The following is a 12,961-nucleotide window of genomic DNA, read 5'->3' on the forward strand; positions in this document are numbered from 1 at the left end:
CTAGGCGCAAACCCTTTAAACGGCGTTTAAAGGGTTGCAGTCAAATCCTCGTTGAATCGTCTTTCGCTCTCAATAATACCATCGATGACCGCTTGCGGGTCGTCAGCGTCTCTTACAAGCGAGCGCAAGAATGTAAGCTCTGTGTTGGTGTATCTGACACCATCAAAATAATAATTAAACTGACTCTGCATTTTCGTAACCCCTCGTGAATGGAACCGATAAAACATTGTTGATTAAATTGTAAGCATTGGCGTGCGTGGCGCAACCCATATAGCTGGACAATACGGGCTTTATATCGGAGAGATCAATATCATCGTTAGCGTACAGCTTTCTGAGTTTCTTGACCTTGTGTCTAAAGCGCTTCTCTGTACACTTGCGCAAAAGCTTGTGCGTTGCGTAGATGCGATAGCCAACAAAATCCAGAGCTCTGCCACGGACAAGCCCGACTGGGAAAACCTGAGTTTTGCTGTTTGTTTTAAGCTGCAAGTTTATCAAGAGCCACTCTTCGATCTCTTTTCTGATGCGCTGCAAGTGGGTCTTGTCGTGATGAATAATAATGAAGTCATCCATGTAACGTACGTAAAACCGCTCTCTAAGCCCATGCTTGACGAACTGATCGAGCTCGTTCAGATATAAGTTTGCAAAAAGCTGACTGGTCAGATTGCCGATAGGGATTCCAACGCCATACGTATCGGTATCGGAGTGGTCGATTATCTTCTCAAGCAACGCCATTGTTCGCTTGCAGCTAACATGCTTCCCAAGCACATACTTTAATGTGGCGTGATTTATTGAGTTAAAAAATTTGGAAATATCAGCCTTTAACGCATAAACGTTGCCGTGATTCTGCTTGGCTATTCTAATGAAGCGCTGCACCCTGTTAGCTGCCGCATGAGTCCCTTTACCAGCTCGACATGCGTAACTGTCATAAATGAAACGCTTGTCGATCACAGGCTCAATAACTCTGTGTATAGCATGATGAACAACACGATCATGAAACGGCGGTGCCGATATGGTCCTCATCTTCGGCTCATACACGCAAAAACGACGATGCTGAGATGGAACGTAAGAGCCCCAGATTAGATGGTTTTGAGTGTTAATCAAATTCTCTTCGATATTTGACATATACCTCATGACGGGAGCCTTGAAGCGCTTACCTTTCTGAGCGTCATATGCCGCCATCATCAGGTTTTCGAACTGTATTATCTGCTCAAACATATTGAATCCTTACAACCAGATTTCTCCAGCTGTTTGTATAAATTTCGGCGTCCTGCCGCGGCAAGGTCATCCTTTCATTTTGCACTGGATTGAGCTCCTTGAAGCTCAACCTTCTGGCAGTAAAGGGAAGCGGAGCGAAACCCGATGTTGCTGTTCGTGTTCGAGCGCGGATTGTTGCAGTTCAGCGCCGCGGGGCCAGCATTGGACGCGTTGTTCCAGTTGCCACCGCGGATCGGGAAGCGGAGTAATGACCGAGCCTTTGGTTTAAGTTATTTAGAGGCCGACTTAAGCCAGCCGCCAACCATCTTGCCAATCTCCGAAAGGTGACGCGACCACAGCTCATACTTTTTTGAATCGATATACTGAAGATCATATGAAACTCTGATCATGTTTTTTAGCATTGCGAGCTCAATATCAAGATCTTGGATGGTCGTCTTCTTGTGATACCTCTTTGATGCAACAACAGTTAGTCTAAGCATGCTATACATTGACCGTCTGATGTCTGCGCAAAGAATGAATCTCTCATTTTTTGGAAACTGGCGAAGACAGATAAAGCCATACTTCATCATATCTCTGGTTTTTGTTTGTATTATTAGTTCGTCGTTCAACTGCATTACCGAAAAAAGCCTGCGCTATCGCGCAGGACGCAAAACACAAAATATCAAGAATCAAGACACGAAAGCGGAGCGAAACCCGACGTCGCTGCTCGTGTACGAGCGCGGAAGGCTGCAGAACAGCGCCGCGGGGCCAGCATCGGACGCGTCGTCCCAGAAGCCACCGCGGAACGGGAAGCGCTCGCCATCAAGATTCCAGTAGAAGCGGCCACTCAGTACGCTCGTGCATGCAATCGGCTCAATCATCAATCTTTGCAAGCGCTCGTTTCCAGCATAACCCGACGCTTTCGGCATGCTGCCCCAAACTTGACTGCCTGAGTTTAACGTCGATGGCGCGACGCTGGTAAATTGACCTGTCTCACTAATATATACACCCGTAGCGAGCCACTCTGCCTCTGGCTGACCCGTGTACTCAGCAACGATGAACTGGCCGCTAACCATCTTCATCCCATCGACCCATTCCCAGACGTTGCCAACCATGTCAGCAACACCAAAAATAGTGCCGTCATGACGCCACGACTCTGGACCCGAACCTGTCAGCGTGCGAGCATATCCATTTCTGTCGTCTGGCACGCGACCATCGGCTCGGCGGCCAAATTCGTTCTTGTTTGAGTGCGAGCGACCGTATTCTGTATTGCCGCGCGGCTGAAACCCTTGAGATATCATATTCCAGCACAGCATTGCCCAAATCTCTTGACTCATCATCATCGAGTTTGCGTTAAGCTCAACGCATCGCGCTCTTGCTGTGTCTGCGCTGATGAACGCCCATGGGTCTTTATCCGCTTGCGATGTCGCTTTTCCACCTTTGCTGCTAGCTTGATAAACAGCGACGTCCACATACGGTCGATAAGAGCCATCTTGGCGAATGAAGCAATCAAGTGGACCAGTGAATGGGCAACCAGAAATGTTTAAATCTTCAAACGTGTGAATCGGAACTCGTCGCACGCATTGCGCATTTCCGAAATCGTCAGTAACAAGAACCCACTTACCGCCAGAGATGGCAACCAGCGCTTCTAGCGCTCCAGTTCTTGCGACTTCTAACGCTTGCCGCTCGATAGCCGCAACGTCATCATCCATCTGTTGCAATGTTCTGGCGGTGTAGGTTGCGCCGTCTTTGCCTGTGAACGTTACTTCACCTGCTTTTGTACCCCAATCTTCTATCGCCGTCAGATTTCCGATGGCAACATCAGCAAGGTCACGCATTGCTGTTACTGCCGCATTGAAATCGCCAAAGGTGGGCACAACAACCGCTTTTGCGGCGGTTTGCGTGGCATTACCCCAAGGTTCCCTCAGCGAAAGCTGGTTAGCAAACACGCCCTCAATCTCATAGATGTCGAAAGCGCCAATTTTCAATGCATCCCCAACCTTTATGTTGGCGGTGCTGCCGCTGTTTACTTCAACCGTTTTTTGTCCGTTGGTTGCCGTGACGGATGTTAAGGTAATCCAAGACATAATGATGAGCTCCTATGCTTTAGTAGTCCAAAGGACCAGACCTGTCTTTCTCAAATAGCTAAAAACATAAACAGCATTGCTACTTGCAGATAGATAAGTTTTCTTTCGTATTGAAAGGGATAAGTTTTGATTTGGCGCTAAATAAACTGAATTAGCAAATGTCACATAAGACGAATCCACTAATTGAGTGTTACTTGGCGTGTATGTATAGACAACCTGCCCGTTGAGCAAAACCTCTAAAAAATCACCTGCCTGGCTTGTGTCGTCATACATTACCCCGGCTGGCACAATTAGCTGCCTTGCCCAGGCCTCAGAGCCCAATGCAACGTCCTGACAAAGATACAAGTACTCTGTAGTGCCTCTATTTACTCGAACCTTAAGCTCTTCAGTAAGGTTGACCAATATCGGGCGCGCCACATCACCTACAATCTGGCCAGCCGTCATTGTACCTAGAATGTCGCAGTTCTCGCCTATCGTGACGTTATCAAATTCGCCGCCCGTCGCCTTGATTTTGTCTGTTTGAATCAGGCCGTCTTGTGAGATCTTGGTGTGATAGCCGTCAAATGGCGCGCCAACCTCTTTGCCAAAGCGTGCCTCACCACCTTTAATGACTGGCGAGGTCAGCTCACTCCCTGCGACAAAGCGATCGCCAAAGAGTGTCCCTGGTGTTATCAGGTCTCCACTAAACCTTAACGCTGGTGCCACCCAAGCCGAGCCGTTATAGCTCTTTGCGCTCGACACTGCGCCGTCATTGCTGACGTATGTGAGCATGTCATCGAGTATTGGCGCGCGGCCATATCGAGAGGTGAAGTCTGCCGTTGCAAGCGCATCGCTTGGGAAAATACCATCGCGCAGCTTTAGCGTCCCCCAAATGGTGCCATCCTTGCCTTGCAGCTCATCTTTACTGGAGATGAGCGAGCCATCATCAAGAATTAATCGCCCCTTTAGAACTAGCTTTTTGCTGACGGAGTCAAGACCAAGCACGGTATCAAAGTTACTGCCATTCATTATGCCAACGCGGAAAAAATCGGCGATAAAGTCTGTTTGAGACAATGTGCCGTCATTGGTGCTTACGAAGCCAGAAATCTTACCCTGATTGTTCACCGTCATGCCGCCGCGAACAATCAGCTTGCCTTCCTCATTTTCAAAGGCTTGCATCATGTCGGAAATGGTGGCCGTTTCGCCCGCCGCGTTCTGGATGGATAAGTTGCGGATGTATTCAGCAAGCGGGCCTTGAATCCAGTTATGGCCAGCCTGAACACACAAAACCGCATCCGTCTCTGAGGTGATGTTGCCTTTCGCGTCTACGCAATAGCCCACTGCGGCACGAGTGTATTCATTGGCGCTGGCTAGCACTTCGGCATCGTCTGTTTCAATCTTGGCGGTGAGCTGCTCGACGCTATCTGTCAACGCTTGTTCTTGCGTTGCTATTGCTCGCTGCACTTGCGTTAAGGTGGCTTGCTGCTCATTCTGAAACGCTGCTAGCTCTAGCGTTCTTTGTGCCTGAGAGGCAATGGCCGTTGAGTTGGCACTGATTTTTTGCTCCGCGTAAGCGAACGAAATCTTTTGCTCCTGAAACTCTTGTTTTGCCAAGAAATCCTTATACGCACCCATGATATCGTTAAAGCCCGCACCCTCATCCAACCCTAGCGCGCCCTGAACATCAGAAAGGCTAGTAATGGCTTGCGTGATGGAACCTTCAAGTGCATCAATCTCTTGCTGAGCGGAATTAAGTCGCGAATCTGCATCTTCCAACTGGTCATTAATACCACCTGGTTGCGACACGTAACTTGTTACCACGTCGGTAATATTGGCGTTTGCGGCATCCACCCATGTTTGAGCGCTGTTTGCCTTATCTATCGTGCCGTTAGCGCTTAGCTCCTGAATGGTCGCTGAAACACCCCAGCTAGCATCATAGGCATCAATCTCTTGCTGAACGTCGCTAAGCTTTAGCGCATTGCCATCCCAATACTCTTGAGTAATGTAAATTCCCCAACGAGCATTGGCAGGATCTAACACCTGTTCGATGTGCGTGGTACGCGCCGTTAAGTCTTCTAGAGCTTGCTCTGCGGCGGATGGCTTGCCAACTTCAATGAAATCAATGGTGGCATCGAAGTTAATTTCAAGCGATTGGATTGCACCAGTCCAGCCATCAGCCTCAGTAAGCGTGAGAATAATGACCTCAAACTGGCCTGGGTCTGCTGGTTGCTTCAAGGCCACGTTTTGCGCGCCACCGTTCCAACTTAAAGTGCCCACTGCTGATGACCGCACACGAATGCGGAATACGGGGTTTTCATCCGCATTGATGTCTAGACCAGCAATGGAAAACGCCGTGCCTGTTACATAGCCGCCCGCAACCCATGTAGCACCCGTCCAACCTTCATTTGTGGTGTTGAACTGCCAAGAACGCGCAGGCGTAATGGCTTCGAGCGCGCCTGCAACAATCTCATTAACTTCGGTATAACTTGCTTTGAGCGCAATCTGATCGGCATTCACCAAAATCTGAGCCTCAGCCTCGGCGATTCTGTCGCCCGCCTCTTGCTCTACGCGCCGAATCTCTTGCGATTGAATCTTGACCGACGCCTCAACGCCATCGATAAGCAAACCAGCCTGAGTGAATTTTTGCTCGGTGTAGTTGAACGCAAGGTTAACGATTTTCCCCGTCTCTGGGTCAACCTGAACCACTGCGCCAATCAACGCTTCACCATTAAGGAATCGGCGCTGATATTCATCTTCCATTGCTGCAACGGAAGAGGTTAAACCAAGCACAGAGAGAGAAAGTGTGGAGTTGAGATCTTGGATACGACCAAGGCTGACATCCAAATCCGCGACGCTTTCTTGCGTCTCTTTTGAGCGCTCATCAACTTGCGTTAGAAAGTCGTTTAAATTGCCATCTAACATCTCCTGGGTAACTTTACCGTCGATAAGCTCTAAGACATCATCGCTGTTAAAAGTGGTTTGCGCGCTACTGCGATACCAGCCAGATTTGCCCCAACGAGAGACTTCGCGCACGGCAATTTGATAGGTGGTATTGGCCTTTAGATTGCTCACCGTGATGACCTTGGCGCGGCCTACGATATATTGCTCCACTTGCTCATCGGTTGCACCTTGCTCAAAACCAAGCGCAAAGTCATACATGGTGTCAAAGTTGACCAAGCCAGCACTCACAGGCGTTAGTCCTAGCGCCCAGTTTTCTGCTTTTACATCGATACCGATTGGCGTTTGCGGTGCTGATGCATTGAACACCAAACTGGCAATAGGCGAGCGGCGCTCATAACTGATTGCCACAACCTGAACTTGATACTGACCAACCTCAAAGCCATCTTGCAGGCGGTATTGCTTATCAACCGTTAGCTCTTTGCGCAAGAACTCGCCATCTTTGTAGAAGCTGAGCTCGAACGTGGAAATGCCCAAGCTTTTGTGCTGCCAAGTAATGACCGCCTGAAGCGTGTTTGAATCCGCCAGCGTAGAATAGGAAAGATTGGTTACTGGCGGCACATCTCGGCTTACCAAAGAAGGCACACCAGGGCGCGATGGTACTTTCGCTGTGTCGCCGTTGAATGCGTAATGGCTAGGCTTGGTTTGCTTGGCTACTAGTGTCACCAAGCCGTTAGTACTGTATTTCCACTTGGAAACAATGAACTCAACGCCATCCCATTCGTTTTCTGGCAAGTTCAACCTAAACACGGAGCCAGGCAGCAAACGCGTGCCACGCAAGTTTGAAGTGAACTCGATAGACATCGCATCACGCGTGGTGAGGATTTGAATAAGCGCCAAGCGCTGCGCTTGATATGGGCTTGGCACGGCGAGTAGATCTAAGTCATCTACCACTTCATAGCCATCTTGCGCCAAATAACCCTCATGCACTACGCGAGGCATATCAACTTCATTCCAGTTTGAAATCGGGTCTGTGTATTTGGCTGAGATGGTATTAATGCGATCGCGACGGCGGACATCTGGCATTGTCGTGATGTCGCCAACAATGTCATCTTCCGTCAGCGTTGTGATACCTGGGCCATAATAAGCCCCAACCTGAAAGGCATGACGGCCAGCGACGCGCAAACTAATGCCATCACACGTTGCGCGAATCGTGCTAAGAATGGTTCTTGGCGCTTGGTCGGCCATGAATGCGTAGTTACAGCGATAGCGCTTCTCTTGTCCGCCTTCTGGCGTTGCGACAACTTCATCACAAATGTTAGCTGAGGTGATGTAAGTATCATCCATCGCCACCCCTTGCTTAAGGGCGTTGCGATACCAACGAACGAGCAAGGCAGGATTGTCTGTCCATGTGGTTTGATTGATGCGAGGGTCAAACACCTTTAATCCTCGCACAGCAAATTTAGGGTTAGGGATGCCGCCTGCCCATTTTGAAGGGTCAGACTTAAGCTTGACATGAGCAAAACACTGCTCACGGCCAATCATATTCGCATTCCAGTCCGGCAAGTTCGCCAGCGTTGGCGGCGCTTCCGTCTGCTCACCGAGATAGATGTAAACGAACCCTAAGCCATTTTCATGGCGAAACTCGATATCCGCACCTGATGTTGATGCCTCAAATCGACTTAATTGAATATCATCAAGCCATGCATGCGTCACATCATCACAAACGTGACCAGCGATATGAACGATAATATGAACCCATTCACCTTCACCTGCATCATTTGGCGCGCCTTCTTCTGCTGCAAAAATCATAGGACCAGAAAGCACAGGATGACCAAGCACAATTTGCTTTGCCGCTACCGCACTCTTGAACATGTACTTTTGCGCATCTCGGCTTGCGGATTTTCTTGCTTTGTCTGCGGCTTTCTTCGCTTGCTTTTTCGCCTCAACCGAAACGTAAACACTTGCTGCGGCTGAAACGGCCGCAATAACCAGCGCCGCTACTACTTCTACACCCATTAGCCTTCAATCTCCCAAGCACAGACAATTGAGGAAAGCGGCAGCGATACCAATCCTGTAACGCCAAGCACCAATACACCACTCGCACCCACTACACCGCAAACGCGCTCTTTTGAACCAATCACCCAAGCCACATCACCACGCTGAGCCATTAGCGGGCTTTTTCTGCGCTTAGCGATGCGATCGAACTCTCGGTAAACCAAATCTTCCAAACCTTTGTAGCCAAGCTTTTTAATCAGCCGCGCGCTGCCTAAATCGGTCTTGTAGCGTCCGCGAAACGGCGCGGCCAAATCTTCACCCGTTAGAGCAAGCGCCCAATCGGAAACAAAAAGAGCGCAATCATTAACGCCCGTTGCAAAGCCTTTATTTGCGTACTGAGCAAGGAAGGCATTCAGTTTTTCTATTTTGTTCATCTAGAAGTCCTTAAGCGGGATGCCGTCTTTTGCGTTGCCCCAGTAGATCACGAAATCTTCCATGTACTTGGTGTATTGATAGAACTCATCATCTGGGAATTGCGCCTTGTGAGACTCATCAGTGCAGCGCCAATTCAGGCCCTTTTCCATTGCGTCATCTGGTGCGGTAAGCGGCAACTGAATAACGTTGGTGGTGCCTTGCTTAATTGAGGCGGTATCCATTACGCCATCAAACATCAATGCCCAAGCCGCCACGCGACCTACCTCATCCATCGCGACCAAAAAGAGCTCACCCGTCCTTCCCTGATAGCCGCCTGCCAAAATCTCAGCGCGGATTGCATCGTCTTTCACCGAAAGCTCTAGCGTGATGCTCGGAGAGGTTTCATCCCCATCGCCGTAATTCGCATCACCAATACCGCCCAAGTTGCCCACTCCGTAATATTTTTCGTTTGGGTCGAAGGGGAAGTGATTAAACGTGCCGATATCGGTATGAAGGCGAGAAATGCCCGTTGGCATATCTAAGCGCACCGCGTAGATCAAACTCACTTCTGGCTTTTCCATTGCTGCAATCATGTCTGGGCTAAAAATATCCATAACCGCTCCTAAATCGTGACTGCTTCAATGCAGTCGATAGTAATCTCTGCATGCACTAATTTTTTACTGGTCATTCTTGGCACCTTGTAACCCGGCGCAAGACGAAACTTGCCCGTTGGCTTATCAAAGCTCACTTGCGTATCCACCGTGATTGGATTGCGCAGGAACGGCTCAAACAACAACGTCGCCTTGCCTAGCTCATCGGTATTCACATCGGCTATCAGCGCTTTTAGCTCACCTCCAATCTCAACATAATCACCCACGGATGCTAACTTTGTGCTTGGCAGCGTAGTGATGATCACAACAAGGCCAGGAGCCGATTGGGAAATGTCCGTCACTGGATACGCGCCGCCAGCGCCATTGGCATTTGGCGCAGACCAATCAAACAGACGAAAATTACCCGAAGCGCCGCGAAGCGAGATAAGAAAGCCGATCAACACTCTGGCATCTGCCACGCGCACGTTTTCAAACTTCAATTTCGCCGCCCATAACCCCGTAGGGCTACCAATCACTTGCGCCGCTTCTGTGAACGCACTTTTATTTAGCCTTTCCGTTCTTCCCAATTGAAAATCCGAAAGGGTTGGAATTAAATTCTCAGTAAGCAATGGTTCTGACATTACGCACTCGCTCTGATTCTGGTTGTAATTGGGCCACCGTTATCTGCATCTTGATACATTGCATCCAGCGTCGCCTGCTTCGCCTTCTCGATATAGAAATCGATCTGCTTGCTACCATCTGGCGCAACGCTTTCTTGCTGCCTTGTTTGCGTGCCAGCTGGGGTGTGAATGTTGACCACCACGCCGCCGCCGAAATTTGAACTGGCACTCGATGCAGACATCGCTCCGAAGGCAGATTTCATTTGCTGCATCGCGCCAACCATCCATCGGAAGTTATCGGCTTGAGCGGGGTTAAGCACCATTTCGTTGGCTTTAAGTAACCATGTCCCTTCGTTCTCTTTGGGAACGCGGTTGATACCGTCGTGCGCTTGCCCCGCAATCGCCTGTCCTGCAACAATCCCGACCGATGCATAGCCCAACGTTTTCACTGCTGCTGACGCGATAGGGCCCGCTATGGGGCCAAGGGTGAGCGCCTTGGTTGCCGCCTCCTCCGTGGCAATGATCATGGATGGAATGGCCGCTAGTTTTTGCACTGCCAAAAGCGTGCGATACATGGCGGACTGCTCTTGGCCAGACTGCCTTAAAAAGTCCGTGGTAATCGACAATTGTTGCTGAGTAAATGACAGCGTGTCTGCCGCCACTCTTTGTTGATACGCAGCGCGTTCGTCAGCCGCTTGTTTCGAAATGTCTGTTAGGTTCATTTCGTGCTCTTGGCGCAGCACTTGGCGGTTTTGGAAATACTCGCTTTCTAGCGTATTCATCAGAGAGTGATTGCCCTGCGCTTGCGCGTATGCCTCTTCAAACCGCAGTTTTAACTGTTCTTGCCGCTCTGCGTAGGCGTATTGCTCTTGTATCTTGGCTCGGTTTTCATAATCCGCCTGAATGGCCAAACGTTGCAGATAGCTCGAATTCAGATCATCGGAAGAGTCGAAGAAGTCATCGATCTTGTCTGTCTTTGGCTCTTCTTTCGGGTTTTCTTCTGCGGCGCGTTTTTGGTCGATGATCCTTGCTTGCAGTAACAGCTGCTCTTTGAGCTGGTCGTTGATGCCTTGCAGTGAACCCTTTTCGATTTCGTAACGAACGCGAGCCACTTCCGATGTGTTGCCATAAAGTGCCGCTTGCTTGGCTAGGTTCTCTAACATTCGCTCGCCCGCTTTTAGGGCTTTTTCTTGCTCCTCTGTTTGAGAGCCTTCGCCAACTGGCTCTTGCCATTTGCCATCTGTATTTGTTTTTAGAAGCTCTTGGTAGGCAGCGTTAGACTTAACCACTGCCTGTTCGAATTTTTCGGCCTGAGCTTCAAGCGAACTTAGCTCAATGCGCTTCTGCACCATCAAAGGAGATCCGGAGCGCTCAGCATCTGCAAGCTCGCTCTTCACTTTATTGATGGCGATCTGAGTATCAATGAGCGCTCTGCGAGCCTCAACGGCACCATTGGCAAGATTTTGAGCAAAGCGCTCTTTACCAACTTCGTTTAACTCCTTGTACTCTGAAATCAGCTTGCTCAGCTCGTCTTTTAGGCCTTCACTGCTGTCTTTTGCTTGATCCGACGTCAAAGCAAAGTAGCCAATCGCACCCGCCGCCATCATTGCGATGCCGAGCGGGCCACCTAACGCACCCATCAGAACAGAGCCAGCGCGCATGGTCACATTAAGGCGAGCCTGTGAAGCAGCAAGCGCATCTTTCACCACTTTCTCTCTCGCTTCAGCCGCGGCCAGTGCGTTCACTGCGCCCGTTGCCGCAAAGCGCTGCGCATTGGTGGCGCGCATCACTTCCAAATGGCGAATTTCAGATTGAATCGAGGCCAGCTCGACCACGTTCTTTTGTTGTTCTGCCACGATCTTTTGTCGATCTGCCGCAATGTCTCTTATTTTGACTTTCGTCATCGAGGCCACGGCCGCCGCACCACGGCCCATAGCAGCAAACAAGGCTACGCCAACCAAATCAGTAATGAGATCCGCATTGGCCGCGAAAGTATCGAGCACTGAAACGCTGGCAGAGATGGAGTTTGAGAACACGGTTGAAATGGGTTTTTCAAACGCAAGAACCATCTGCTGATAAGAGCGAGAAAACGCCGCCTGCTGCGCGTTGACATTTTGCGCCGTTCGCGCTGCCGCGCCTTCGTAATCTGCCAACGCTTTAATCAGCGTGGTTTTGAAGAAGTCACTGGTGACTTTGCCATCAAGCATCATCTGGCGGAATCCGCCTGCATTCAGCCCTGCCGCTTTATCAAGCTTATTGAGCAAACCTGGCAAAGGTTCAACCACTTGATTTAACTCTTCCGCGCGAACAATTGGTGAAGCCAACGCCTGAGATAAGCCATACATGGCTTGGTCTAGCTGCGTTGTAGTTGCGCCCAATTGACTCTGGGCGTTGCTCATACCCTCAAACAGCATCATGGTTTCACGCTGCGTCACCAAGCCAGCCTCTTGAAGCACAGAAAGACGCGCATAGCTTTGAGCCATATCGAGAATGGTCTTGTTGTGCTCTTCAGCAACCTGGTTGAGGTACTGCTCCGTTTGCAGCCACTGCTCCTTACCGCCCACCAACGCCGTGATTTGCGTGCGCATGTCTTGGTATTGGCCTAGCGTATCTTTTGCGTTGATAGCCACGGCCAGCGCCGAGAAACCGCCAGCCAAACCAAGCACCTGAGATTTGAGAGAGGAGAGATCGACACCTGCCGATTTCGACTCTTTAGAAAGCGTTTTTAGCCCCGCGCCCGCCTTGTTTGATTTGTTGCCCAAATCATCCACTACGTTGGCAGAGCTTTTGACTTGACCAATGAACTCTTTGTTCTCGGCATTAAATCTCAGCTTTAAAACAAGATCTTTACTGTTTCCTGCCATTGAGTTCCTCGGTCACTGTTCTTGCGATCACTTTGAGCTTGTTGTAATCGTCTGGGTTGATGCTCCTTGCGCTCATTTCCGCATCCGCCTTAACGGCAAATACATCCATGCCAAGACAAGCCCCCATATTCCACTTGAGAAAGCAGGGAATGGATAACCACCACATCACTGCATCCCAGTTTTCCTGCCAGAGCAATATGCTTTCATCCTCCGGCTCTTCATCTAAATCTTCGATGCCCCAAAGGGCTTTCTCTGCTTGCCACTCGCTATCGTCCTGTGGCGAAACGGCGGGCGCCCTCATAAAAGAACGCACCGCA

The 12,961-nt window shown here is 49.9% G+C and carries 9 protein-coding genes; all 9 read right to left on the minus strand.

Annotation, left to right across the window (positions count from 1 at the left end):
* Positions 1-174 precede the first annotated feature (174 nt).
* Positions 175-1,215, minus strand: a complete 1,041-nt coding sequence (locus tag F7Y48_RS00165; RefSeq protein ID WP_316679331.1) for a reverse transcriptase/maturase family protein — start codon at positions 1,213-1,215, stop codon at positions 175-177.
* A 269-nt stretch (positions 1,216-1,484) separates the two neighbouring features.
* Positions 1,485-1,829, minus strand: coding sequence for a diversity-generating retroelement protein Avd (gene avd, locus F7Y48_RS00170; RefSeq protein WP_316679333.1), 345 nt, complete (start codon positions 1,827-1,829; stop codon positions 1,485-1,487).
* A gap of 54 nt (positions 1,830-1,883) precedes the next feature.
* On the minus strand, positions 1,884-3,281 hold the full coding sequence (locus F7Y48_RS00175) for a hypothetical protein (protein ID WP_316679335.1): 1,398 nt from the start codon (positions 3,279-3,281) through the stop codon (positions 1,884-1,886).
* 12 nt (positions 3,282-3,293) lie between these two features.
* A complete protein-coding gene (locus F7Y48_RS00180; protein WP_316679337.1) occupies positions 3,294-8,177 on the minus strand; it encodes a phage tail tip protein in 4,884 nt (1,627 codons plus the stop codon).
* Positions 8,177-8,590, minus strand: a complete 414-nt coding sequence (locus tag F7Y48_RS00185; protein WP_206955243.1) for a DUF6950 family protein — start codon at positions 8,588-8,590, stop codon at positions 8,177-8,179. Before F7Y48_RS00185 ends, F7Y48_RS00180 begins: the two co-directional genes overlap by 1 nt.
* Positions 8,591-9,184 (minus strand): hypothetical protein, encoded by a 594-nt coding sequence (locus tag F7Y48_RS00190; RefSeq protein WP_316679340.1) that lies wholly within the window; start codon positions 9,182-9,184, stop codon positions 8,591-8,593.
* 8 nt (positions 9,185-9,192) lie between these two features.
* Positions 9,193-9,801 carry a hypothetical protein gene (locus tag F7Y48_RS00195; protein WP_206955234.1) on the minus strand — a complete coding sequence of 203 codons (609 nt, stop codon included), beginning with the start codon at positions 9,799-9,801 and terminating at the stop codon, positions 9,193-9,195.
* On the minus strand, positions 9,801-12,644 hold the full coding sequence (locus F7Y48_RS00200; protein ID WP_316679341.1) for a tape measure protein: 2,844 nt from the start codon (positions 12,642-12,644) through the stop codon (positions 9,801-9,803). The genes F7Y48_RS00195 and F7Y48_RS00200 overlap by 1 nt, the downstream gene beginning before the upstream one ends.
* Positions 12,628-12,945, minus strand: coding sequence for a hypothetical protein (locus F7Y48_RS00205; protein WP_102586067.1), 318 nt, complete (start codon positions 12,943-12,945; stop codon positions 12,628-12,630). The genes F7Y48_RS00200 and F7Y48_RS00205 overlap by 17 nt, the downstream gene beginning before the upstream one ends.
* Between the last annotated feature and the right edge of the window lie 16 nt (positions 12,946-12,961).

The sequence above is a fragment of the Vibrio sp. 2-1-2a genome (assembly GCF_032648565.1).
Taxonomy (GTDB): Bacteria; Pseudomonadota; Gammaproteobacteria; order Enterobacterales; family Vibrionaceae; genus Vibrio; species Vibrio diabolicus.

What these genes read in the sequence shown, in the direction of transcription:
- F7Y48_RS00165 (WP_316679331.1), bottom strand. Translation starts at nt 1,215, where the DNA reads ATGTTTGAGCAGATAATACAGTTCGAAAACCTGATGATGGCGGCATAT.
- avd (WP_316679333.1), bottom strand. Translation starts at nt 1,829, where the DNA reads ATGCAGTTGAACGACGAACTAATAATACAAACAAAAACCAGAGATATG.
- F7Y48_RS00175 (WP_316679335.1), bottom strand. Translation starts at nt 3,281, where the DNA reads ATGTCTTGGATTACCTTAACATCCGTCACGGCAACCAACGGACAAAAA.
- F7Y48_RS00180 (WP_316679337.1), bottom strand. Translation starts at nt 8,177, where the DNA reads ATGGGTGTAGAAGTAGTAGCGGCGCTGGTTATTGCGGCCGTTTCAGCC.
- F7Y48_RS00185 (WP_206955243.1), bottom strand. Translation starts at nt 8,590, where the DNA reads ATGAACAAAATAGAAAAACTGAATGCCTTCCTTGCTCAGTACGCAAAT.
- F7Y48_RS00190 (WP_316679340.1), bottom strand. Translation starts at nt 9,184, where the DNA reads ATGGATATTTTTAGCCCAGACATGATTGCAGCAATGGAAAAGCCAGAA.
- F7Y48_RS00195 (WP_206955234.1), bottom strand. Translation starts at nt 9,801, where the DNA reads ATGTCAGAACCATTGCTTACTGAGAATTTAATTCCAACCCTTTCGGAT.
- F7Y48_RS00200 (WP_316679341.1), bottom strand. Translation starts at nt 12,644, where the DNA reads ATGGCAGGAAACAGTAAAGATCTTGTTTTAAAGCTGAGATTTAATGCC.
- F7Y48_RS00205 (WP_102586067.1), bottom strand. Translation starts at nt 12,945, where the DNA reads ATGAGGGCGCCCGCCGTTTCGCCACAGGACGATAGCGAGTGGCAAGCA.